The sequence below is a fragment of the Agromyces sp. CCNWLW213 genome, assembly GCF_037199545.1.
In the GTDB taxonomy this organism is placed as follows: Bacteria; Actinomycetota; Actinomycetes; order Actinomycetales; family Microbacteriaceae; genus Agromyces.
This window is the reverse complement of the sequence record NZ_JBBBDX010000001.1, coordinates 827004-850756: the sequence shown is the minus strand read 5'-3', so window position 1 is coordinate 850756 and position 23753 is coordinate 827004. Positions and strand designations below refer to the sequence as shown.

Annotated in this window: 21 protein-coding genes; 15 read left to right on the top strand and 6 right to left on the bottom strand. The window is 70.9% G+C overall.

Going from position 1 to position 23753, the window contains the following annotated elements:
• Window positions 1–2: 2 nt before the first annotated feature.
• On the top strand, window positions 3–374 hold the full coding sequence (gcvH, locus tag WBQ80_RS03985) for a glycine cleavage system protein GcvH (protein ID WP_336571169.1): 372 nt from the start codon (window positions 3–5) through the stop codon (window positions 372–374).
• Window positions 375–442: 68 nt separating this feature from the next.
• Complete coding sequence (gcvP, locus tag WBQ80_RS03980) at window positions 443–3346, top strand: aminomethyl-transferring glycine dehydrogenase (RefSeq protein WP_336571170.1); 2904 nt, start codon at window positions 443–445, stop codon at window positions 3344–3346.
• A gap of 3 nt (window positions 3347–3349) precedes the next feature.
• On the opposite strand, the gene WBQ80_RS03975 is transcribed toward gcvP, so the two are convergent.
• Window positions 3350–3547 (bottom strand): hypothetical protein, encoded by a 198-nt coding sequence (locus WBQ80_RS03975; RefSeq protein WP_336571171.1) that lies wholly within the window; start codon window positions 3545–3547, stop codon window positions 3350–3352.
• Window positions 3548–3682: 135 nt separating this feature from the next.
• On the opposite strand from WBQ80_RS03975, the gene WBQ80_RS03970 reads away from it, so the two are divergent.
• Window positions 3683–4159 (top strand): hypothetical protein, encoded by a 477-nt coding sequence (locus WBQ80_RS03970; protein WP_336571172.1) that lies wholly within the window; start codon window positions 3683–3685, stop codon window positions 4157–4159.
• Here WBQ80_RS03970 and WBQ80_RS03965 read toward each other — a convergent pair.
• Window positions 4105–4869: a CPBP family intramembrane glutamic endopeptidase gene (locus WBQ80_RS03965; protein ID WP_336571173.1), complete on the bottom strand. Its 765-nt coding sequence runs from the start codon at window positions 4867–4869 to the stop codon at window positions 4105–4107. The genes WBQ80_RS03970 and WBQ80_RS03965 overlap by 55 nt on opposite strands.
• 228 nt (window positions 4870–5097) lie before the next feature.
• Here WBQ80_RS03965 and WBQ80_RS03960 point away from each other — a divergent pair, with 228 nt between their 5' ends.
• The 6 genes from WBQ80_RS03960 (at window position 5098) to WBQ80_RS03935 (ending at window position 13609) form a co-directional block, all read left to right on the top strand.
• Window positions 5098–6720, top strand: coding sequence for a peptide ABC transporter substrate-binding protein (locus WBQ80_RS03960; protein ID WP_336571174.1), 1623 nt, complete (start codon window positions 5098–5100; stop codon window positions 6718–6720).
• A 185-nt stretch (window positions 6721–6905) separates the two neighbouring features.
• Entirely contained in the window at window positions 6906–7835 is a 930-nt protein-coding gene (locus WBQ80_RS03955; RefSeq protein WP_336571175.1) for an ABC transporter permease, read from the top strand.
• Window positions 7825–8775, top strand: a complete 951-nt coding sequence (locus WBQ80_RS03950; protein WP_336571176.1) for an ABC transporter permease — start codon at window positions 7825–7827, stop codon at window positions 8773–8775. The genes WBQ80_RS03955 and WBQ80_RS03950 overlap by 11 nt, the downstream gene beginning before the upstream one ends.
• Window positions 8772–10541 carry an ABC transporter ATP-binding protein gene (locus WBQ80_RS03945; protein WP_336571177.1) on the top strand — a complete coding sequence of 590 codons (1770 nt, stop codon included), beginning with the start codon at window positions 8772–8774 and terminating at the stop codon, window positions 10539–10541. Before WBQ80_RS03950 ends, WBQ80_RS03945 begins: the two co-directional genes overlap by 4 nt.
• Before the next feature lie 202 nt (window positions 10542–10743).
• Entirely contained in the window at window positions 10744–12648 is a 1905-nt protein-coding gene (typA, locus tag WBQ80_RS03940) for a translational GTPase TypA (RefSeq protein ID WP_336571179.1), read from the top strand.
• A gap of 271 nt (window positions 12649–12919) precedes the next feature.
• Window positions 12920–13609: a M23 family metallopeptidase gene (locus WBQ80_RS03935; protein ID WP_336571180.1), complete on the top strand. Its 690-nt coding sequence runs from the start codon at window positions 12920–12922 to the stop codon at window positions 13607–13609.
• Window positions 13610–13679: 70 nt separating this feature from the next.
• On the opposite strand, the gene WBQ80_RS03930 is transcribed toward WBQ80_RS03935, so the two are convergent.
• Window positions 13680–14492 (bottom strand): enoyl-CoA hydratase/isomerase family protein, encoded by an 813-nt coding sequence (locus tag WBQ80_RS03930; protein WP_336571300.1) that lies wholly within the window; start codon window positions 14490–14492, stop codon window positions 13680–13682.
• 87 nt (window positions 14493–14579) lie between these two features.
• Between WBQ80_RS03930 and WBQ80_RS03925 the strand changes: the two genes are divergently transcribed.
• The 5 genes from WBQ80_RS03925 to WBQ80_RS03905 all read left to right on the top strand — a co-directional run bounded on the left by WBQ80_RS03925 (window position 14580) and on the right by WBQ80_RS03905 (window position 18463).
• On the top strand, window positions 14580–15029 hold the full coding sequence (locus WBQ80_RS03925; protein WP_336571298.1) for a hypothetical protein: 450 nt from the start codon (window positions 14580–14582) through the stop codon (window positions 15027–15029).
• On the top strand, window positions 15026–15472 hold the full coding sequence (locus WBQ80_RS03920; RefSeq protein WP_336571296.1) for a DUF6113 family protein: 447 nt from the start codon (window positions 15026–15028) through the stop codon (window positions 15470–15472). The genes WBQ80_RS03925 and WBQ80_RS03920 overlap by 4 nt, the downstream gene beginning before the upstream one ends.
• A 39-nt stretch (window positions 15473–15511) precedes the next feature.
• Complete coding sequence (gene fdxA, locus WBQ80_RS03915) at window positions 15512–15832, top strand: ferredoxin (protein WP_067949403.1); 321 nt, start codon at window positions 15512–15514, stop codon at window positions 15830–15832.
• A gap of 2 nt (window positions 15833–15834) precedes the next feature.
• Window positions 15835–16950, top strand: a complete 1116-nt coding sequence (dapC, locus tag WBQ80_RS03910) for a succinyldiaminopimelate transaminase (protein WP_336571292.1) — start codon at window positions 15835–15837, stop codon at window positions 16948–16950.
• 199 nt (window positions 16951–17149) lie between these two features.
• Window positions 17150–18463: a citrate synthase gene (locus WBQ80_RS03905; protein ID WP_442892678.1), complete on the top strand. Its 1314-nt coding sequence runs from the start codon at window positions 17150–17152 to the stop codon at window positions 18461–18463.
• 48 nt (window positions 18464–18511) lie between these two features.
• Here WBQ80_RS03905 and ctlX read toward each other — a convergent pair whose 3' ends face one another.
• Entirely contained in the window at window positions 18512–19498 is a 987-nt protein-coding gene (ctlX, locus tag WBQ80_RS03900) for a citrulline utilization hydrolase CtlX (RefSeq protein ID WP_337282464.1), read from the bottom strand.
• Window positions 19499–19501: 3 nt separating this feature from the next.
• Window positions 19502–20530 (bottom strand): ornithine cyclodeaminase, encoded by a 1029-nt coding sequence (locus tag WBQ80_RS03895; protein WP_336571288.1) that lies wholly within the window; start codon window positions 20528–20530, stop codon window positions 19502–19504.
• A 124-nt stretch (window positions 20531–20654) separates the two neighbouring features.
• Between WBQ80_RS03895 and WBQ80_RS03890 the strand changes: the two genes are divergently transcribed.
• Window positions 20655–21086 carry an Lrp/AsnC family transcriptional regulator gene (locus WBQ80_RS03890; RefSeq protein ID WP_336571286.1) on the top strand — a complete coding sequence of 144 codons (432 nt, stop codon included), beginning with the start codon at window positions 20655–20657 and terminating at the stop codon, window positions 21084–21086.
• Window positions 21087–21143: 57 nt separating this feature from the next.
• On the opposite strand, the gene WBQ80_RS03885 is transcribed toward WBQ80_RS03890, so the two are convergent.
• Window positions 21144–23738, bottom strand: coding sequence for a penicillin acylase family protein (locus tag WBQ80_RS03885; RefSeq protein ID WP_337282463.1), 2595 nt, complete (start codon window positions 23736–23738; stop codon window positions 21144–21146).
• Between the last annotated feature and the right edge of the window lie 15 nt (window positions 23739–23753).

Below are 23753 nucleotides of genomic sequence, written 5' to 3'. Positions count from 1 at the left end.
CCATGACCGACCGCACCGACCTGCAGTACACCGAGGAGCACGAGTGGGTGAAGGTCGACGGCGAGACCGTCACCATCGGCATCACCGACTACGCCGCCGAGAAGCTCGGCGACGTCGTCTACGTCGACCTGCCCTCGGCGGGCACCGCGATCACGACCGGCACGGTCGTCGGCGAGATCGAGTCGACCAAGTCGGTCGGCGAGCTGTTCGCGCCCGTGGACGGTGAGGTCGTCGAGTCGAACCAGGCCGTGGTCGACTCGCCCGAACTGGTCAACAGCGATCCGTTCGGCGAGGGCTGGCTCATCAAGGTGACCGCCGCGTCGCTGCCGAAGCTCCTCACGCTCGACGAGTACCGCGCCCTCACGGGCGAGTAGTCCTCCTCGCATCCCGGTCGGCAGACGCGGGCTGCGCCTGCTCCTCGACCAGCGACCCAAGGAACACGATGACCACCAGCACCTCTCCGGCCTTCGACGTCGACGCCTTCGGGCGACGGCACATCGGCACGACCCCGCGCGACCACGAGTGGATGCTCGCGGCGCTCGGCTACGACTCGCTCGACGCGCTCATGGACGCCGCGGTCCCCACCGCGATCCGCATGCACGACGTCGTGGACTCGGTGATCCCCGCGGCGGCGACCGAGCGCGAGGCGCTCGCCGAGCTGCGGGCGCTCGCCGACCGCAACGCGGTGCGCACGTCGATGATCGGGCTGGGCTACTCGGGCACGATCACGCCCGCCGTGATCCAGCGGAACGTGCTCGAGAACCCGAGCTGGTACACGGCCTACACGCCCTACCAGCCGGAGATCTCGCAGGGCCGGCTCGAGGCCATCATCAACTTCCAGACGATGGTCGCCGACCTCACCGGGCTCGACACGGCGAACGGGTCGATGCTCGACGAGGGCACGGCGGTCGTCGAGGGAATGCTGCTCGCGCGTCGCGCGTCGAAGTCCCGCTCGAACCGCTTCGTGGTCGACGCCGACGCGCTGCCGCAGACGCTCGCGCTGCTCCGCTCGCGCGCCGGGGCGGTGGGCATCGAGCTGGTCGAGGCCGACCTCGACGAGACGACGGATGCCGCGGCGCTGGGCGAGCACTTCGGCCTCTTCGTGCAGTACCCCGGCGCGTCGGGGCGGGTCTGGAACCCGGCATCCGTCATCGCCGCCTCGAAGGAGCAGGGCGCGCTCGCCGTCGTCGCGGCCGACCTGCTGGCGATGGCGCTGCTGACGAGCCCCGGCGAGCTGGGGGCGGATGTCGCGGTCGGCACCTCGCAGCGCTTCGGCGTGCCCATGGGCTTCGGCGGCCCGCACGCCGGCTACATGGCCGTGCGCAAGGGGCTCGAGCGGCAGCTGCCCGGCCGCCTCGTCGGCGTGTCGCAGGATGCCGCGGGCCACCCCGCGTACCGGCTCAGCCTCCAGGCGCGCGAGCAGCACATCCGTCGCGAGAAGGCGACGTCGAACATCTGCACCGCGCAGGTGCTGCTCGCCGTCATGGCGTCGATGTACGCCGTGTACCACGGGCCCCGCGGCATCCGCCACATCGCCATGACCACCGCGGCCAAGGCCAAGGCCCTCGCCGACGCCCTCGCCGCGGGCGGGCTCGACCTCGTGCACGAGTCGTTCTTCGACACGGTGCGCGTGCGCGTGCCCGGCCGTGCCGCCGAGGTCGTCGCCGCTGCTCGCGAGGCCGGCGTGCACCTCTGGCAGGTCGACGGCGACACCGTGCACGTGGCCGTCGACGAGACCACGACCGCGGCCGAGCTCGAGCTCGTGATCCTCGCGAACGGGATCGAGGCCATCGCCGAGCAGCTCGCGCCGCTCCGGGGGCTCGTCCCGCCGGCCAGCCTGCCCCCGGCGCTGCGCCGCACGTCCTCCTACCTCGAGCACCCGGTGTTCAACACGCACCAGTCCGAGACCCAGATGATGCGGTACCTCAAGACGCTCGCCGACCGCGACTACGCGCTCGACCGCGGCATGATCCCGCTCGGCTCGTGCACGATGAAGCTCAACGCCGCCACGGAGATGCAGGCCGTGACCTGGCCCGAGTTCGCGAACCTGCACCCGTTCGCGCCGGAGGCCGACGTGGACGGCTCGCTCGAGCTCGTCTCGCAGCTCGAGGGCTGGCTCGCCGAGGTCACCGGCTACGACACCGTCTCGCTCCAGCCGAACGCGGGCAGCCAGGGCGAGCTCGCGGGCCTGCTCGCGATCCGCGGGTACCACCTCGCGAACGGCGACGCCGAGCGCGACGTGTGCCTCATCCCGTCGAGCGCGCACGGCACGAACGCGGCCTCCGCGGTGCTCGCGGGCATGCGCGTCGTCGTCGTCGCGTGCGACGAGCTGGGCAACGTCGACCTCGGCGACCTGCGCGCGAAGATCGCCGACCACGCCGACCGGATCGCGGCGCTCATGATCACCTACCCGTCCACGCACGGCGTGTACGAGCACGACGTGAAGGACATCACGACGGCCGTGCACGACGCGGGCGGCCAGGTCTACATCGACGGCGCGAACCTCAACGCCCTCCTCGGCTTCGCGCGCTTCGGCGACGTCGGCGGCGACGTGTCGCACCTGAACCTGCACAAGACGTTCTGCATCCCGCACGGGGGCGGCGGACCCGGCGTCGGACCGGTCGCGGCGAAGGCGCACCTCGCGCCGTTCCTGCCCGGCCACCCGATGGCGCAGCGCAACGCCCACGCCGGCGGGGTGTCGCACGACGGCGGCCCCGTGTCGGCCGCCCCGTACGGCAGCCCGTCCATCCTGCCGATCTCGTGGGCCTACGTGCGGATGATGGGGGCCGAGGGCCTCAAGCAGGCCACCGCGACCGCGGTGCTCGCGGCGAACTACGTGGCCACGCGCCTGCGCGACCACTATCCGGTGCTCTACACGGGCGAGAACGGCCTCGTGGCGCACGAGTGCATCCTCGACCTGCGACCCCTCACCGCCGAGACGGGCGTGACCGTCGACGACGTCGCCAAGCGGCTCATCGACTACGGCTTCCATGCGCCGACCATGTCGTTCCCGGTCGCGGGCACGCTCATGGTGGAGCCGACCGAGTCCGAGGACCTCGCCGAGCTCGACCGGTTCATCGAGGCCATGATCCAGATCAAGGCCGAGGCCGACGCCGTGGGCCGGGGCGAGTGGCCGGCCGACGACAACCCGCTGCGGAACGCCCCGCACACCGCCGAGTCGGTCATCGCGGGCGAGTGGACGCACCCCTACACGCGCGAGCAGGCGGTCTACCCGGTCCACTCGCTCGTGCGCAACAAGTACTGGGCGCCGGTGCGGCGAATCGACCAGGCGTACGGCGACCGCAACCTCGTGTGCGCGTGCCCGCCGATCGAGGCGTTCGCGTAGCCGTCAGGCACTCGCCGGGCGCGGCGCCGCGTGGCGTCCGCGCTCGGTGAGCTCGCGGCGAGCGGATGCCGCGGCGCGGGCGGTCCGGCGCGCGAGGACCCGCTGCTCGGCGGCGCGCACCTCCTCCTCGTCGGCGCGGAAGCGTCGTTCGGTGCGCCGGGCGGCGATGCCGCCGGCTGCGAGGGCATGTGCGAGGTCCATGGCCGATCCCTTCCGTACGGTCGCCGCGGGCGACCCGTGGACCACGGTCTCCGCGGTCGGGCGGGCCCGGATCCGGAGGGTCCCTCGACCGGCCCCCGGGAGTACACTGAGGATCTCTCGCACATGGGGGTGCGCATGATCCCGATTGACCTGGTCGCGGCGGTCGCGACGATCGCCTTCGTCGGCGTGATGGTGGGCTGCACGCTCGCCGGAGCCGGCTCGCTCGGACTCCAGCAGCGCGCGGGACTCGTCGAGCGCCGCAATCCCGCGCTCGCCGAGGCGCTCCGGCGCGCCGAGACCATGGGCGACTTCACCCGCGGGTTCGCGACCGGCCCCGAGGCGTTCTCCGCGGTCTGCACGCCGAGCCGACGCAGCTGGATGGACGGCGCGCGCATCCGCGCGGCCGACACCGACCTCCGGGTCGAGCCGCCGGAGGAGGCGCTGCCGCCGATGCCCGCGACGGTGGTCGCGCTGGCGCGCGGCCGGCACGTCGCCGAGGCGCCGCGCCCGCGGCATCCGTCGCCGATGCCGCCCGCGCACCCCGCTCGGCCGGGGCCTCAGTCGGCCGGGGGCGCGAACAGCCCGGGCCACCAGCCGAGCGCGAGCGGGTAGCCCACGAAGGACACGATGTCCAGGATCCAGTGGGCCACGACGAGGGGCATCGTGCGGCCCCATCGCAGGTAGGCCCAGCCGAACACGACGCCCATGACGGCGTTGCCCGCGAACGCGCCGAACCCCTGGTAGAGGTGGTACGTGCCTCGCAGGAGCGCGCTCGACAGGATCGTCGCCCAGGGGCCGACCCCCAGTTCGCGGAGCCGCGTGAAGAGGTACCCGACTGCGATGACCTCCTCGACGAGGGCGGCCTCCAGGGCGGCCAGAACCAGGATCGGCACGGTCCACCAGTAGTCGTCGAGCGATTGCGGGACGACCGCCACGGTGAAGCCCATCGCGCGTCCGGCGGCGTACAGGGCGAGCCCGGGCACGCCGATCACGGCCGCGAGCAGCACGCCGGATGCCGCATCGCGGCCGGGACGCGTGAGGTCGAGTCCGATGCGACGGAAGGGATCCCGTCCCGGCTGCCAGAGCAGGTACAGGACCAGCGCCACGACCGCGACGCCGAAGACCACGTCGAGGAACTGGTAGGCGAAGTCGAGCCACTCGCGTTCGGCGCGGGACTGGTTGAGCGCGGCCGACTGCTCGCCGAGCGGCCGATCGTCGGTGAGGCGCGCCACGATCGAGACCACCGAGTACACCGCGGAGGCGCCGAGCGAGAGGGCCAGCACGATGGCGATCTCGAGTCGCAGGCGCCGCGGCTGTGACATGCCGTCATCCTCGCATGGCGGCGCGGCACGCAAGAATCGTGCGTCCCGGCGTGCTCATGTGAGCAGACCGGCCGCCGTAGGTTGCGCCTCGGTAACGGTTGCGCCATCGGGTTTGCGCGGCTCGAACGCGCTTATAGTCTCGATTCACCTACCAGCGCCCCCAGACCCGACCTTCGAGTCCACCAGACGCGAATCGTGCTGTCGTGCGCTCATCTCACAGGAGGAACATTGAAGATCAAGAGAATCGGCGTCGCAGCCATTGCTCTTGCGGCGGCCGGTGCGCTCGCGCTCTCCGGTTGCTCGACCAGCAACGAGCCGGCAGCCCCCGAGGGCGACTCGACCGCGATCATCACCACCAACGGCTCCGAGCCGCAGAACCCGCTGATCCCGACCAACACCAACGAGACCGGTGGCGGCAAGATCCTCGACGCGATCTTCGCGGGCCTGATCTACTACGACGCCGACGGCAAGCCGGTCAACGACATGGCCGAGTCGATCGAGACCGAGGACTCGCAGACGTACACGATCACGATCAAGGAGGGCCAGGAGTTCACCAACGGTGAGCCCGTCACGGCCGAGTCCTTCGTGAAGGCGTGGAACTACGGCGCCGCGCTCGACAACGCGCAGCTCTCGAGCTACTTCTTCGAGTCCATCGAGGGCTTCTCCTACGACGAGAACGTCGAGGAGATGTCGGGCCTCGAGGTCATCGACGAGCGCACCTTCGAGGTGACCCTGAGCCAGCCGGAGTCCGACTTCCCGCTGCGCCTCGGCTACTCGGCGTTCTACCCGCTGCCCGAGGCGGCGTGGGAGGACCTCGAGGCCTTCGGTGAGAACCCGATCGGCAACGGCCCGTACAAGCTGGCCGAAGAGGGCGCCTGGAAGCACAACGAGCGCATCGACCTCGTGAAGAACGAGGACTACCAGGGCGGCCGCCAGGCGGCCAACGGTGGTCTCGAGATCATCTTCTACGCGACGCAGGACGCGGCCTACGCCGACCTCCAGGGTGGCAACCTCGACATCATCGACGCCATCCCGGACAGCGCGCTCGCGACCTACGAGGACGAGTTCGGCGACCGCGCGGTCAACCAGGCCGCGGCGATCTTCCAGTCGTTCGTCATCCCGGACCGCCTCCCGCACTTCGGTGGCGAAGAGGGCAAGCTCCGTCGCGCCGCGATCTCGCACGCGATCAACCGCGAGGAGATCACCGACGTGATCTTCTCGGGCACCCGTACCCCGGCGAAGGACTTCACCTCGCCCGTCATCGACGGCTACTCCGAGGACATCGCCGGCGCCGAGGTCCTCGAGTACGACCCCGAGCGCGCGGTCGAGCTCTGGGAAGAGGCGAACGCCATCAGCCCGTGGGAGGGTTCGTTCCAGATCGGCTACAACGCCGACGGTGGCCACCAGGCCTGGGTCGACGCTGTCGCCAACCAGGTCAAGAACGAGCTCGGCATCGACGCGACGGGTGCTCCGTACCCGACCTTCGCCGAGTTCCGCACGTCCATCACCGACCGTGCCATCCAGACCGCGTTCCGCACCGGTTGGCAGGCCGACTACCCGTCGCTCTCGAACTTCCTCGCCCCGCTCTACCAGACCGGCGCAGGCTCGAACGACGGTGACTACTCGAACCCCGAGTTCGACCAGCTGATGGAAGAGGGCCTCGGAGCGACCGACGTCGAAGAGGGCATCGCGAAGTTCCAGCAGGCGCAGGAGATCCTCTTCGAGGACCTCCCCGCGATCCCGCTCTGGTACTCGACCGTCAACGGCGCGTGGGGTGAGCAGGTGGAGAACGTCGAGTTCGGCTGGAACTCGGTGCCCCTGTACCACCAGGTGACCAAGACCGAGGAGTAATTCTCGATCTCGGTGTGAGGGGGTTTAGACTCTCTTCCGCCCGTGGGGCGGCGGTCATTCAGATCGCCGCCCCACTCCCACGTATCCGGGGTGCAGACAGAGCGCGTAACATCGTGTGGTCGCACTCCACAACGGTGAGGTTTCTTCAACACATGTCCACGAACGAGAAGCACGAGGCCTGATCCATGGCCGGTTACATCGTGCGCCGGGTCCTGCAGGCGATCCCTGTACTGCTCGGCACCACATTCCTGATCTACTTCATGGTCTTCGCCATGCCGGGCGATCCCATCGTCGCCCTGTTCGGCGAGAAGACCCCGCCGCCTCAGGTCCTCGAGGCGGTCCGCGAGCGGTACAACCTCGACGAGCCCTTCATCGTCCAGTACCTCCTCTTCCTCGGCGGCATCTTCCAGGGCGACCTCGGCATCTCCTTCTCGGGTGAGCCGGTGAGCGACATCCTCGCTCGCACCTTCCCCGTGACGCTCCGCCTCGCGCTGCTGTCGACGATCTTCCTCATGGTCGGCGGCATCCTCATCGGCCTCGTCTCGGGTCTGCGCAAGGGCGGCATCTTCGACGCCAGCGCGCTCGTCGTGAGCCTCATCCTGATCTCGCTGCCGATCTTCGTGATCGGCTTCGTGGCGCAGTTCGTCTTCGCCATCCAGTTGGGCTGGTTCCGGACCACCGTCGGTCCGGGCGCCCCATGGGGTGATCTGGTCCTGCCGGCCATCGTGCTGGCCGCGGGCAGCTTCGCGCAGATCGTCCGACTGACGAGGGCGTCGGTCATCGAGACGGACGGCCAGGACTTCGTTCGCACCGCCGCGAGCAAGGGCCTGTCGCGTCGCCGGATCGTGCCGGTGCACATCCTGCGCAACTCGCTCATCCCCGTCGTCACCTACCTCGCCGTCGACTTCGGCGTGCTCATGGTCGGTGCGACGGTCACGGAGGGCATCTTCAACGTGCCGGGCGTGGGCAACACGCTCTACCAGGCGATCATCCGAGGAGAGGGACCGACCGTCGTCTCCTTCGTGACCGTCATGGTGCTGATCTACCTCGTCGTCAACCTCGTGGTGGATCTGCTGTACGCCGTTCTCGACCCGAGGATCCGCTATGCCAAGTAACATCCGACCCACTCAGGCGCACTACGTCGCCCCGGTCGAGGAGACCCCGCTCGTCGCGATCGACTCCGTGAAGGCCGAGGGCAAGCCCTCGAACCTCTGGACCGATGCCTGGCGAGACCTGCGCAAGCGGCCCATGTTCTGGATCTCCGCGGTCATGATCGCCCTGCTGGTGGTCGTCGCGCTGTTCCCGACCCTGTTCACGAGCGTCGACCCTCGGTACTGCCAGCTCTCGCTGAGCAACCAGGGACCCGGCGGCGACAGCCTGCTCGGCTACAACCGGCAGGGCTGCGACATCTACTCGCGGATCATCCACGGCACGTCGACCTCGCTCGCGGTCGGTCTCATCGTGTCGTTCCTCGTCGCCGTGCTCGGCGTGATCTTCGGCGCGTTCTCCGGCTTCTACGGCGGCTGGATCGACGCGGTGCTGTCCCGCCTCGGCGACATCTTCTTCTCGATCCCCTACATCCTCGCGGCCGTCGTGGTCATGTCGGTGTTCTCGCAGTACGCGAACGTCTGGACCATCTCGCTGGCGATCGGCGCCTTCGCGTGGCCGGCGACGGCCCGTGTGCTCCGAGCCGAGATCCTGCGGGTCAAGAACGCGGACTTCGTCATGGCGGCGACCGCGCTCGGCGTCTCGCGGTTCCGCATCCTGGTCCGGCACGTGCTGCCGAACTCGATCGCGCCCGTCCTGGTCATCACGACGATCTCGCTCGCGTCGGCGATCGTCGCCGAGGCGACCCTGTCGTTCCTCGGCGTCGGCCTCCCGTCGACGACGATGTCGTGGGGCAACGACATCAGCCAGGCCCAGGTGGACCTGCGGACCAACCCGCAGACCCTGATCCTCCCCTCCATCGCGCTGTCGGTGACGGTCCTGAGCTTCATCATGCTCGGCGAGGTCATCCGCGACGCGCTCGACCCGAAGGCGAGGGCGCAGCGATGACCTCGACCGTGAACGGATCCGACGTGCAGCAGTCCACCCCCGGCGCCGACGAGCGCCCGATCCTCGAGGTCAAGGACCTCGAGGTCGCCTTCACCACCCAGGAGGGCAAGGTCACGGCCGTCGACGGCGTGAGCTTCACCCTCTACCGCGGCCAGAGCCTCGCGATCGTGGGCGAGTCGGGCTCGGGCAAGTCGACGACCGCGCACGCGATCATCAACCTGCTCCCCGGCACCGGGCACATCGCCGGCGGCCAGATCCTGCTCGACGGGCAGGACCTGGCGCAGACGTCGCAGAAGGACATGGAGGCGATCCGCGGTCGCAAGATCGGCTTCGTCCCCCAGGACCCGATGTCGAACCTCAACCCGGTGTGGTCGATCGGCTACCAGGTCGAGGAGGCGATCAAGGCCAACGGCATCGCGAGCGAGCGCAAGGAGGTTAAGGCCCGCGCCATCGAGGTGCTGAAGCAGGCCGGCCTGCAGGACGCCGATCGCCGCATGAAGCAGTTCCCGCACCAGTTCTCGGGCGGCATGCGCCAGCGCGTGCTCATCGGCATGGGCCTGTCGGCCGACCCCCAGCTGCTCATCGCCGACGAGCCGACCTCGGCGCTCGACGTGACCGTGCAGCGGGTCATCCTCGACCACCTGGAGTCGCTGACTCGCGAGCTCGGCACCACCCTGCTGTTCATCACGCACGACCTCGGCCTCGCGGCCGAGCGCGCGGAGCAGCTCGTCGTGATGTACAAGGGCAAGGTCGTCGAGTCCGGCCCGTCGCTCGAGATCCTGCAGAACCCGCAGCACCCCTACACGCAGCGGCTGGTCGCCGCGGCACCGAGCCTCGCCTCGCGCCGCATCCAGTCGACCGGCAGCGTGGCGGCGGCCGAGGCGTCGATGTCCGAGGATGCCGCGTCGGCGGCCGGCGACACGATCGACCTGATCGCGACCGCCGAGGCGCGCCAGGAGGCCGTCGAGGCCGCCGCGTCCAGGGAGCCGGCCATCGTGGTCGAGAACCTCACCAAGGTGTTCAAGATTCGCGGTTCGGGCGAGTTCACGGCGGTCGACGACGTCTCGTTCCGGATTCCCAAGGGCACCACCATGGCGCTCGTGGGCGAGTCCGGTTCGGGCAAGTCCACCGTGGCGAAGATGCTGCTGAAGCTCGAGGATGCGACGAGCGGCAGGATCATCGTGGGCGGCAAGGACCTCGAGAAGGTCAGCCGGTCCGAGCTCTTCGCGCTCCGCGGGCGCATGCAGCCGGTCTTCCAGGACCCGTACGGCTCGCTGAACCCGCTGCGCAACATCGGCAATACGATCGCCGAGCCGCTGTACACGCACAAGGTCGGCGACACCGCGTCGCGTCGCGCTCGCGTGCTCGAGCTGCTCGACCAGGTGTCGCTCCCGCGCACGCTGGTCGGCCGCTACCCGAACGAGCTGTCCGGCGGTCAGCGCCAGCGCATCGCCATCGCGCGGGCGCTCGCGCTGAAGCCCGAGATCGTGGTCCTCGACGAGGCCGTGTCGGCGCTCGACGTGCTCGTGCAGGCGCAGATCCTGCGCCTGCTCGCCGACCTGCAGGCCGAGCTGGAGCTGACCTACCTCTTCATCACCCACGACCTCGCGGTCGTGCGGGTCATCGCCGATCACGTCGCGGTGATGCAGAAGGGGCGCATCGTCGAGGCGGCGACCACCGACGAGGTGTTCGACAACCCCAAGGAGCAGTACACGAAGGACCTGCTCGCGGCCATCCCGGGCGCGAACCTCGTGCTCGGCGCCTGACGCCGAGCTCCTCCCGCCGGACGCCCGGCATCCGCGAGTCGGATGCCGGGCGTCCGCCGTTCCGGCGACAGGGTAGGCTGGTCTGGCGCGATCCGTGCCGTTCGGCCCACCGCGCTCCCACCGACTCCCATCCAGCGCCCTCCCGCGCTGCCGACCCGCGCCCCGGTGCCCACGGCGACCGGCGGCCACGCGAGGACCCACCATGGCCAAGGCCACCCGCAACGACCTGCGCAACGTCGCGATCGTCGCCCACGTCGACCACGGCAAGACGACGCTCGTCGACGCCATGCTGAAGCAGACCCACTCGTTCGCCGAGCACGCCCACGTCGACGAGCGCGCGATGGACTCGAACGAGCTCGAGCGCGAGAAGGGCATCACGATCCTCGCGAAGAACACGGCGATCGAGTACGCCGGCGAGCACGCGGCATCCGGCCCCGTCACCATCAACGTGATCGACACCCCCGGCCACGCCGACTTCGGCGGCGAGGTCGAGCGCGGCCTCTCGATGGTCGACGGCGTGGTGCTGCTCGTCGACGCGTCCGAGGGGCCGCTGCCCCAGACGCGCTTCGTCCTGCGGAAGGCGCTCGAGGCGCGCCTGCCCGTCATCCTGCTCGTGAACAAGACCGACCGGCCCGACGCGCGCATCGACGAGGTCGTCGCCGAGAGCCAGGACCTGCTCCTCGGCCTCGCCTCGGACCTCGCCGACGACGTGCCCGACCTCGACCTCGACGCCATCCTCGACGTCCCCGTCGTCTACGCTTCGGGCAAGGCCGGTCGCGCGTCGGCGAACAAGCCGGCCGACGGCTCGCTGCCCGACAGCGACGACCTCGAGCCGCTCTTCGAGGCCATCCTGACCCACATCCCCGCGCCGACGTACGACGACGAGGCTCCCCTCCAGGCCTGGGTCACGAATCTCGACGCGTCGCCGTTCCTCGGTCGCCTCGCGCTGCTCCGCGTGTTCAACGGCACCATCCGCAAGGGCCAGACGGTGGCCTGGGTGCGCCACGACGGCTCGCACTCGAACGTGCGCATCACCGAGCTGCTGAAGACCAAGGCGCTCGAGCGGCACCCGGCCGAGGAGGCCGGCCCGGGCGACATCATCGCGGTCGCGGGCATCGACGAGATCACGATCGGCGAGACGCTCGCCGACCCGGAGGACGTGCGACCGCTCCCGGCCATCACGGTCGACGACCCCGCGATCTCGATGACCATCGGCACGAACACCTCACCGCTCGTCGGCAAGGTGAAGGGCCACAAGCTCACCGCGCGCATGGTCAAGGACCGACTCGACCGCGAGCTCATCGGCAACGTGTCGCTCAAGGTGCTCGACATCGGCAAGCCCGACGCGTGGGAGGTGCAGGGCCGCGGCGAGCTCGCGCTCGCGATCCTCGTCGAGCAGATGCGCCGCGAGGGCTTCGAGCTCACCGTCGGCAAGCCGCAGGTGGTCACCAGGACCGTCGACGGCAAGGTGCACGAGCCGTACGAGCACCTGACGATCGACGCTCCCGAGGAGTACCTCGGCGCCATCACCCAGCTGCTCGCGGCGCGCAAGGGCCGCATGGACGGCATGTCCAACCACGGCACCGGCTGGGTCCGCATGGAGTTCATCGTGCCGAGCCGCGGGCTCATCGGCTTCCGCACCGAGTTCCTCACCATCACGCGCGGCACCGGCATCGCCAACGCGATCTCGCACGGCTACGACGAGTGGGCCGGCACGATCACGACGCGCAACAACGGCTCGATCGTCGCCGACCGCGCCGGCGTGGTGACGCCGTTCGCGATCATCGCGCTGCAGGAGCGCATGACCTTCTTCGTGAACCCGACCGAGGAGGTCTACGAGGGCATGGTCATCGGCGAGAACTCGCGCAACGACGACATGGACGTGAACATCACCAAGGAGAAGAAGCTCACGAACATGCGGTCGTCGACCGCCGACACGTTCGAGTCGATGACCCCGTCGCGGCAGCTCACGCTCGAGGAGTGCCTCGAGTTCGCTCGCGAGGACGAGTGCGTCGAGGTGACCCCCGAGAAGATCCGGATCCGCAAGGTCGAGCTCGATGCGACGGCGCGGGCGCGAGCCGCGTCGCGCCTGAAGAAGCAGGGGTAATCGGGCGTCGAGCGGATGCCGCCGGCGGGGCCGCTGCGCGGCATCCGCTCGCTCGATTGATGAACCTCACAGAAACGGGGTCGTAAGGTTGTCGGGTTCTCCGAAACCAGACACGCCAGTTACGCAATCGTTACGCAACCCCCCTTTTCTTTCTATGACTCCTCCCCCCCACGGTCGCCGCGCGGCCGCACGCCCCCGCCCTGCCTTCCGACCCATCCGCGACGCCGCGACCCGACGGCGCCGCACCGGCACCGGTCCCGTCCGATCGGCGATGTCCGTCGCGGCGATGTCCATCGCCGGCGGCATGCTCCTGGCCACGAGCGTCCCCGCGCTCGCGGTGACCGCCACGGACACCGAGGTCCGCGCCTCGGTCTACGCGCCCGCCCAGGACACGATCTCCCAGCGCTCGCAGTCGCTCGAGGTGAGCGCCGAGGCGAGCCTCCAGCCCATCGACGTCGGCGGGTGGGACGTCGAGGCGGCGCCGCCGCCCATCGAGTCGAGCGTCGCCGGCGTCGGCGAGGTCTCCCTGCTCGAGTCGCCGCGCATCGTGTGGCCGGTCGACCCCTCGCGCACCTCCGACGGCTTCGGTCCGCGCAGCGCCCCCTGCGGCGGCTGCTCCACCGAGCACGACGGCATCGACTTCAACCCGGGCGCGGGTGCGCCCATCGTCTCCCTCGCCGACGGCGTCGTGATCACGGCGACCGAGTCGGGCGGCGGCTACGGCGCCTACGTCGAGGTGCAGCACAACATCAACGGCGTGCTCATCACCTCGCTGTACGCGCACATGCAGTACGGCTCCATCGCGGTCTCGGCCGGCCAGCGCGTGAGCGCAGGCGACGTGCTCGGTGCCGTCGGCTCCACCGGCCAGTCCACCGGGGCGCACCTGCACCTCGAGATGTACGGCGCCGACGGCGTGCGGTTCGACGGCATGGCCTGGCTCCAGGCGAACGTCACCGGCTGAGCCGACACCCCATCCCGAGCGGGGCGCCGCCGTCGATGACGGAGGCGCCCCGCTTCGGCGTCCGCCGGGCTCAGCGGCCCGTGAACTCCGGCGTGCGCTTCTCGAGGAACGCCGCGACGCCCTCGCGCATGTCGTGCGTGCGGAAGGCGTCGGCGAAGCCCTCGACCTCGAGGTCCGCGGCGACGGCCGTGGGGGTGCCGGACGCGGCCACGAGCACGCGCTTGGCGAGCGCCACCGCGGTCCAGGCGTTCTCGGCCGCCTCGCCGATGGTCGCTCGGGCTCCGTCGAGCAGCGCATCGCGATCGGGGAACCGGCGGGCGACCAGGCCCGCCGCCTCCGCCGTCCGGGCGTCGATGCGCCGACCCGTGTAGATCAGCTCCTTCGCGAGCGGGAGCCCGACCGCGCGCGGCAGGCGCACCGTGCCACCGAAGCCCGGGATGAGTCCCAGGCGCACCTCGGGCTGGCCGAACGTCGAGGCCTCCGTCGCGTAGATCATGTCGCAGGCCAGCGCGAGCTCGAGACCTCCGCCCAGGGCGAACCCGTCGACGCACGCGATCACGGGCGCGGGGAACGACTCGATCGCCGCGGCGACGCGATGGCCGAGACGTGCGGCCTCGGCGCCTTCGTCGGGCGTGAGTTCGGCGAGCGAGCGGATGTCGGCTCCGGCGACGAACGCACGGCCGCCCTCGCCGACCACGATCACGCCGCGCACCGCGTCGCGCTCGGCCGCCAGCTCCTCGAACGCGGTCGCGAGCGCCCGGAGGACGTCGGGGGAGAGGGCGTTCAATGCCGACGGCCGGTCGACGACGACCGTCGCCACGATGCCGTCGCGTTCGACGCGGACGGGCGGAGTCGGGCTCTCGGCTGCGGGCTGCTCGGTCATTCGTCGTCCTTCCGGGCGCGCTCCGGTGCCCGCCGGCGACCACGCTACGCCATCGGCGGGTCCGGCCCCGCCGGTAGACTCGGCGGCATGCGCGCTTCCCCCCGCCGCCGTCGGACGGCCGCCGCCGCGACCGCGGCCGCCCTCTCGATCGGACTCCTGGCCGGCTGCACCGGCACTCCCGTCGACGAGTTCGTCGACCGCGGCGTGGAGGACGCGGTCGAGGGGGCCACCGGCGGCGATGTGAGCCTCGGCGGCGAGCTGCCGGCCGACTTCCCGCCGAGCGTCCCGGTCATCGACGGCGAGGTCGAGCTGAGCGGCGGGTCGGGCGGCGGCGAGGGATGGGTCGTCGTGCTGACCACCTCCGCCGAGGACCCGCTCGGCGAGGCGAAGGCCGCGCTCGAGCAGGCGGGCTTCACCGAGCAGACGGGAGCCTCGACGCAGGCGGCCGCCGGGGTCCTCTACTCGGACGGCGAGCACCTCGTGGTGCTGGCGGGCGAGGGCACCACGGTGAGCTACGCCGTGAGCGCGGCCCCGTGACCGGCGCGGCGATGCGGCCGGCCGACGAGCGCGAGGCGGCGTCGTCGCGATCCGCGCGCATCCGCGCGATCGCGATCGCGACCGTGGTGGGTCTGGTCTACGGAACCGTCGCGACGATCGGGCATCGGCACGCCTGGCAGGTCGGCGACGTGTCGATCCCGTGGGGGCTCGTCGCGGGGCTCGTCGGCGTGGCCGCCCTGCTCCTCGGCATCCGGCTCGTCGCCGGCGGGCGGGCGGCGGCCATCGGTGCGGCGGTGGGCGTCGTCGGGGCGGTCGCCCTGCTCTCGCTGCCCGGACCGGGCGGTTCGGTGCTCGTCGCGAGCGGCGTGGTCGGCACGGTCTGGTCGGTCGGCCCGGCGCTCATCGCAGTGCTCGTGGTCGCGTGGCCCTCGCTTCCGTCACGCGGCGCCGCTCGCGCACACCCGGCCGCGACGCACGCGTAGACTGGCACTCCAGCCTCATCGAAGGGACACCGACCCACCGTGACCTATGTCATCGCCCTCCCGTGCGTCGATGTGAAGGACCGTGCCTGCATCGACGAGTGCCCCGTCGACTGCATCTACGAGGGTGAACGCTCGCTCTACATCCACCCCGACGAGTGCGTCGACTGCGGGGCCTGCGAGCCCGTGTGCCCCGTCGAGGCGATCTACTACGAGGACGACCTGCCCGACGAGTGGGCCGACTACTACAAGGCCAACGTCGAGTTCTTCGACGACATCGGCTCGCCGGGCGGTGCGGCGAAGGTCGGCGTGATCGCCAAGGACCACCCGCTCGTCGCTGCGCTTCCGCCACAGGGCCACTGAGGATGGCGCTCGGCGCGCTGCCCGAGTACCCCTGGGACCTCATGGTCCCGTACCGCGATCGCGCGGCCGCCCATCGCGACGGCATCGTCGACCTGTCGATCGGCTCGCCGGTCGACCCCACGCCGGCCGTCGTGCGCGACGCGCTCGCCCGGGCGACCGATGCGCACTCCTACCCGACGACGGTCGGCACGACCGCGCTCCGCCGGGCCATCGTCGCGTGGTACGAGCGGCGGCGCGGCGTGGCGGGCCTCGGGGTCGACGACGTGCTCCCGACGATCGGCTCGAAGGAGCTCGTCGCGCTCCTGCCGTTCATGCTGGGCGTGGGCGACGGCGACGTCGTGGTGCACCCGCGCGCGGCGTACCCCACCTACGAGATGGGCGCGATCTTCGCCGGCGCGCGCTCGGTCGCGTCCGACGACCCCGCCGAGTGGCCCGACGGCACGAAGCTCGTGTGGCTCAACTCCCCGGGCAACCCCGACGGCCGGGTGCTGGGCGTCGACGAGCTGCGGGCGGCCGTCGAGCGCGCGCGCTCGCTCGGCGCCGTCATCGTGGGCGACGAGTGCTACGCCGAACTGGGCTGGGAGTCGCCCTGGCGCGACGGCCCGGTGCCGAGCATCCTCGATCCGCGGGTGACCGGTGGCGACGCCTCCGGCGTGCTCGCGATCTACTCGCTCTCGAAGCAGTCGAACATGGCGGGGTACCGCGCCGCATTCGTCGCCGGATGCCACGACTCGATCGCCCGGCTCACGACCGCGCGCAAGCACGCCGGGCTCATGGTGCCCGCGCCGCTGCAGGCCGCGATGACGGTCGCCCTCGCGGACGACGCGCACGTCGCCGAGCAGAAGGAGCGGTATCGGAGCCGTCGCGAGCAGCTGAAGGGCGCGCTCGAGGATGCGGGATTCCGCATCGATCACAGCGAAGCCGGCCTCTACCTGTGGGCCACCGAGGGCCGGGATGCCTGGGACTCGATCGGGCGGCTGGCCGACCTCGGCATCCTCGCGGGACCCGGCCACTTCTACGGGGCGCACTTCCCCCGGCACGTGCGGCTGTCCCTCACCGCGCCCGACGAACGCGTCGCCTCGGCCGCTGCGCGGCTCCGGGCGACCGCCGTCCGCTGACCGGGGCCGGGGAGCAGTGCGGGCGGCCTCGCAGCACGGTGCGATGAGTTCTGTGGCATCCGTCAACTGAGCGCCGGATCTCTTGGGGGATGCGACAGTGCGCTCGGCGCCCGTCTAGGCTGTAGTGCGGGCCGCCGACGCCGACCGGCACGGGGCCGGAAAGCAGGTGACCCCGCAAGTGACGATCACAGGAGATGCCGTGAGCGACGCCGTGAACACCGCGCCGGGGGCCGACCGTCCCGATACCGCCACGCTGGCCTTCCCGGGCGGCACCGCCGAGTTCCCCATCCACGCGGCCGCCCAGGGCAACTCGAGCATCGACCTGTCGACGCTGACCCGGCAGACCGGCCTGACCGCGCTCGACTACGGGTTCGTGAACACGGCATCCACCCGGTCGTCCATCACGTACATCGACGGCGAACAGGGCATCCTCCGGTACCGCGGGTACCCCATCGAGCAGCTCGCCGAGCACTCGACCTACCTCGAGGTCGCGTGGCTCCTCATCTACGGCGAGCTGCCCACGGCCGACCAGCTCGGCGAGTTCGACGAGAAGATCCGCCGGCACACGCTCCTCCACGAGGACCTCAAGCGGTTCTTCTCGGCACTGCCCCACACCGCGCACCCCATGGCCGTGCTCTCGAGCGCCGTCGCCGCGCTCTCGACGTACTACGAGGACTCGTCCGACCCGCACGACCTCGACCACGTCGAGCTCACGACCATCCGGCTGCTGGCCAAGCTGCCCGTGATCGCCGCGTACGCGCACAAGAAGAGCATCGGCCAGGCGTTCCTCTACCCCGACAACTCGCTGAACTTCGTCGAGAACTTCCTGCGGCTGAACTTCGGCAACATGGCCGAGCCCTACTCGATCGACCCCACGCTCGCGAAGGCGCTCGACCGCCTGCTCATCCTCCACGAGGACCACGAGCAGAACGCGTCGACGTCGACGGTCCGTCTCGTCGGCTCGACGGGCGCCAACCTGTACGCGTCGATCTCCGCGGGCATCCAGGCCCTGTCCGGACCGCTGCACGGCGGTGCGAACGAGGCGGTCCTGCAGATGCTGGCGCGCATCCGCGACTCCGGCGAGGGCGTCGGCAAGTTCGTCGAGCGTGTGAAGAACAAGGAGGACGGGGTCAAGCTCATGGGCTTCGGGCACCGGGTCTACAAGAACTACGACCCGCGCGCGAAGATCGTCAAGACGAGCGCGGATGCCGTGCTCGAGGGACTCGGCGTCGACGACCCGCTGCTCGACATCGCCAAGGAGCTCGAGCAGTTCGCGCTCGAGGACGACTACTTCAAGCAGCGCCGGCTCTACCCGAACGTCGACTTCTACACCGGCGTGATCTACAAGGCGATGGGCTTCCCGACGCGCATGTTCACCGTGCTCTTCGCGATCGGCCGCCTGCCCGGCTGGATCGCGCACTGGCGCGAGATGAACCTCGACCCGCAGACGAAGATCGGCCGTCCGCAGCAGCTGTACACGGGCTCGCTCGAGCGCCCGTACCCGCACCGCTGATCGGCGTCGACGGACGGCCCCGACCCATGGGGGAGCGGGGCCGTCGTCCTAGCGGGCCGCGACCTCGTCGGCCGAGGCGTCGTCGGCCGGGGTCGCGTGCCGCTCCACGAGTCCCGGGCGCGGGTCGAGGTGGATCCCGGTGAGCATGCACCGCACCGATCCGCCCGCCAGCTCGATCGTGGGCACGTCGAGGGGGAGCAGGCGTGCGGACCGCTCGATGCGCGCGCGCTGGTCGTCGGTGAGCGCGTCGAACGCCCGCTGCGACAGCGCGAGCACGCGACCCTGGGAACCCCAGAGCTCGAGCGCGTTGCCGCTGAACTCGTCGACCTGGTCGTTCGTCAGGGCGATGACGTCGCGGCGCCCGCGGGCGGAGAGCCGGTCCACGATCTCCTGGCGGCGCGCAGGGGAGACGATCATGTCGGTCGCGAGCAGCGCGTACTCGGTGGCGATGCTCATGATCACGTTCGTGTGGTAGACGGCGATGCCGCGTCCGTCGACCGCGTCGAACACCATGGGCTCGTAGCCGAAGTTCGTGCAGAATCGCTCGAGCGCGATGGGGTCGGCCCGGTTCGAGCGCGCGGCGTAGGCGATGCGCGACTCGTGGTCGAGCACCATCGCGCCCGTTCCCTCGAGGAACACGTCGTCGTACTCGAGCCCCGAGTAGTCGATGACGTCCTGGACGCGGTAGGTCGTCTTCAGCAGCTCCACGATGTCGGAGCGGCGCTCGGTCCGCCGGTTCGGCGTGAACATCGGGTAGAGCGCGATGTGGCCGCCGGAGTGCGTGGAGATCCAGTTGTTGGGGAACACGCTGTCGGGGCGGTGCCGCGTCTCGTCCTCGAAGAGGTGCACCGTCACGCCGGCCGCCTCGAGCGCCTGGGCGGCGCGCGTGACCTCGTCGTAGGCGGATGCCGCGAATCCGGCCCCGTCGAGGCCGTCGGTGCTCGGCTGGAAGCCGTTGTCGGCGACCGTCTGCGGGTTGGGGGCGAAGTGGTGCGGTCGCACCATGACGACCGCGGAGGGCGACTGGACCGACATCGGTCAGCTCACCGGGGAGAACGCGCCGACGATGCCGAACAGGTCCTTCGGGTCCTCGGGGTCGGCGACGAGGTCGATGCGCTGCTCGAACGCCGTGCCCGCCACCTGGTCGCGCACGTACCGCAGCGCCGAGAAGTCCTCGATCGCGAAGCCGACCGAGTCGAAGAGCGTGATCTGCTCGGCGCTCGTGCGGCCGGCGGCCCGGCCGGTCAGGGTCTCCCACAGCTCGGTCACCGGGAAGTCGGGCGCCTTGGCCTGGATCTCCCCCTCGATCCGCGTCTGCGGGGTGTACTCGACGAACACGCTCGCGCGGTCGAGGATCGCCGGGTCGAGCTCGGTCTTCCCGGGGCAGTCCCCGCCGATGGCGTTGAGGTGCATGCCGGGGCGCACCCACTCGTCGGCGACGACCGTCGCGCGCGCCTTGTCCGCGGTGCAGGTCGTGACGATGTCGGCGCCCTCGAGGGCCTCGGCCGCACTGCCCGCGACCTCGATCTCGAAGCCGAGGGGGAGCATGTTGCGCACGAACTTCGCGATCGCATCCGGGTCGACGTCGAACACGCGGAGCGACGTGATGCCGAGCGCGCTGCGGAAGGCCAGGGCCTGGAACTCGGCCTGGCTGCCCGTGCCGATCATGGCCATGACCCGGGAGTCGGGGCGGGCGAGCAGCTTCGCGGCGAAGGCCGACGTCGCGGCGGTGCGGAGCGCGGTGAGGACCGTCATCTCGGCCAGGAACGTCGGGTAGCCGTTGTGCACGTCGGCGAGCACGCCGAACGCGGTCACGGTCTGGTAGCCGCGCGCGGGGTTGGAGGGGTGCCCGTTGACGTACTTGAAGGCGTACGACTCGTGGTCGCTCGTGGGCATGAGCTCGATCACGCCGAACGGGGTGTGGCTGGCCACGCGGGGGGTCTTGTCGAAGCTCTCCCACCGGGCGAAGTCCTGCTCGAGGTACTCCATGATCCCGGCGATGATGCGCTCGGGACCGGTGCTGGCGACCCAGCCGACCATGTTGCGTACGTCGACGAAGCTCGTCATCACGTTCCTTTCGAATTGCCTGCGATCAGGCTAGATCCCGTCGATATGCAACGGCAACGAGCGTTCTGCCATCGGTGCGCGCACGGTGTGATCGATCTGCGCAGCATGGAGGTACGATGTGCGCATGGACAACCTCGACGACCTCGACCGCCGGCTCCTCGCGCTCCTGCGCGAGGACGGACGCGCCCCGGTCGCCGAGCTCGCACGCCGCCTGGGCGTCGCCCGCGCGACGGTGAACGGCCGCATCGACCGGCTCGTCGCATCCGGCACGATCATCGGGTTCTCGGTCCGCGTGCGCGACGAGGCCGACCCGCTCGCGATCCACGCCATCTCGTTCATCGAGGTCGAGGGCCGAAGCACCGACGACGTGATCCGGCGCCTCCGCGGCTTCCCCGAGATCATCGCGCTGCACACCACGAACGGCGGATGGGACCTCGTGGCCGAGCTGCGGACCGGGACGCTCGGCGAGTTCGATCGCGTGCTCGGCCGCATCCGCTCGATCGTGGGTGTCGTCAACAGCGAGACGAGCCTGCTGCTCAGCTCGGTGCTGCGCTGACCGCCGCGCCGCGGTGCGGGAGCCCGTCCTCGCACCGCGGACGGCGGGGCCGGCGCGTCAGTCGCCCGGCGGCCGCAGCTGCAGCACGTCCCGCGAGGTCTCGCGCACGGCCCCGACGCTGAAGGCCCACGGCCGCATCCGCTGGTCGCGCCACAGCTCGGCCTGGTCGTCGTAGTTGCGGTGGAACGCGTGTCCCGACACGCCCGTGAGGTTGACCCACGTCGATTCGTCGAAGTCGTCGAGGTCGACGACCATGCGCATGGACGGCACCCAGTCGACCTCGTATCCGAGCCTCGCGTCCCATCCGATCGCATTCACGATCGCCGAACCGCCGCCCAGCTCGTACGGGCCGCGGTTGAAGGCCCACTCGAGGGCGCCGATGCCCGACGACCCGAACGAGGAGTGCTCGAGCGTCAGCGTGTGCAGCCGGCCCCAGCGCCAGTCGGCCGGGTCATCGCCCATGCGATCGGATGCCTCGGCCCACGCGGCCTCCAGCGCGGCGGCGAGCACCGCGTCGCGCCCTGCGGCATCCGACCCGTCGTCGGCCCACCACGTGCTGTCGGGCTCGCCGAGCAGGGTGTGCACCACGGAGAACCAGCGGTCGCCGCCCTCCGGACGCGTGGCCTCGGGCAGGTCGCCGAACATGCGGTCGAGGAGCGTGCGCCAGAAGACCGCGAAGTACGCCGCCTCGGCGCTGTCGGCGTCGGCGGCTCCGCTCCAGCCGTCGAGCAGTCGCGCCCCGCGGGCGGCGTCGCCGTCGAGGTCGAGCTCCGCGATGACCGGGAGCAGCGCCTCGGCGTTCGCGTCGCGGGTGTCGAGCTGGATCTCGGCCATCAGGTCGCCCGTGATCGGCCGGCCCTCGGCGATCAACGCGCCGAGGCGGCGCTCGACGCCCTCGGCCCGGTAGCCGAGGTCCCAGTCGCTCGTGAGCGTCGGCCCGCCGTCGTCGACCGCGTTGTTCGCGGTCACGAGGTACCCGCGCTCGGGGTTCAGCACCGAGGGCAGCGTGGCGAAGTCGACGAAGCCGGTCCATCCGTTCGCGCTCGTCCAGCCCGGGACGGGCAGGGTGCCGTCGCCGGCGGCGCGGACGGGGATGCGCCCGGGGGCCTGGTAGCCGATGTTGCCGTCGATGTCGGCGTAGAGGAGGTTCTGGGCGGGCACGTCGAAGAGCGCGGCCGCGGCCCGGAAGTCCTCCCAACCGCGTGCGCGGTTGAGGGCGAGGATGGCGCGGGGCGTGCTGCCCGCCGAGAGCGCGGTCCACTGCAGCGAGACCTCGAGCTCGGCCTCCGCCGACGCGGGCGGCTCGCCGGGCGCGGCGACCGCCGCGAAGTCCTCGGCGACGCGCGCGAAGTCGGCGGAGATGTCGGTGACGATGGGACCGCGATCGGTGGCGCGGACGGCGAGCTCGACCGATTCGCCGCCGGCGACCTCGATCACCTCCTCGCGCACCGTGAGCGGCACGAGCGTGCCGTCGAGTTCGTACGCGTCGCCCTGCACGCGCTCGAGGTAGAGGTCGGCGACGTCCGGGGCCATGTTGGTGAGACCCCACGCGATGCGGTCGTTGTGCCCGATGACGATGCCCGGCAGCCCGGCGAAGCCGAAGCCGCTGACGTCGTAGTGGCAGGCGTCGTTGAGCTCGGCGCACCTGAGCGCGGTCTGGGTCCAGATCGAGGGCATCGCGGGGCCCAGGTGCGGATCGTTCGCCAGCAGCGGCAGTCCCGACTCGGTGAGCGCCCCGGAGACGACCCACGAGTTCGAGCCGAGGTCGCCTCCCTCGGGTCCGAGCAGTTCCGGGAGGCCGTCGAGGGTCGACGCGAGCGAGGCCAGCGCGTCGACGTGACCGGGGGCGAGGGGCTCGTCTCGCGGTGCGACGGATGCCGCGGCATCCGTGCCGATCGGCCCAATCTGCTCCGCCGCGGGGGCCGCCGCGACCGGTCCGTCGACGATCGTGGGCTTGGCGCCGAACGGGAAGCCCGGGTGCAGTCGCGCGACCTCCTCGGGCGGGAGCTCGGCCGACAGCAGTGCGCGGTCGATCTCGTCGCCGAGGTTGGACCGGAGGTCCCACGCCATGGCCTTCAGCCACGCGATCGAATCGACGGCGGTCCACGGCTCGGGCTCGTATCCGGGCCGCTGCAGGCCGAGCAGGCCGTACTCGAGCGACAGCTCGACCCCGGACCGGCGGTCGAGGTAGGAGTTCACGCCCTCGGCGTACGCGTCGAAGGCCGCGCGCGTCTCGGCGTCGAGCAGCAGGTACTCCTGCTCGGCCACGCCGCGCCAGTCGAGGGTGCGCACGAAGGCGTCGCTGGCGACCTGCGACTCGCCGAACAGCTCGGCCAGGCGGCCGGCCGTCGCGTGGCGGCGCAGGTCCATCTCCCAGAACCGGTCCTGGGCGTGCACGAAGCCCTGGGCGAAGAACAGGTCGGCGTCGGTCTCGGCGACGATGTGCGGCACGCCCGCGTCGTCGCGATACACCGTGGCCGGCGCGGCGAGACCCGGGACGTCGGTGCGACCCGACGCGGTCGGGAACGAGCGCTGCACGGTCCACCAGCCGAGCCCGGCGGCGATCACCGCGACGACGAGCACGGTCACGAGCAGTCCGACCGCGAACCGTCCCCATCGGTGTCGAGCGGTCCTCGGCGCGTCGGTGCCCACGTCACTCCCTCGTGC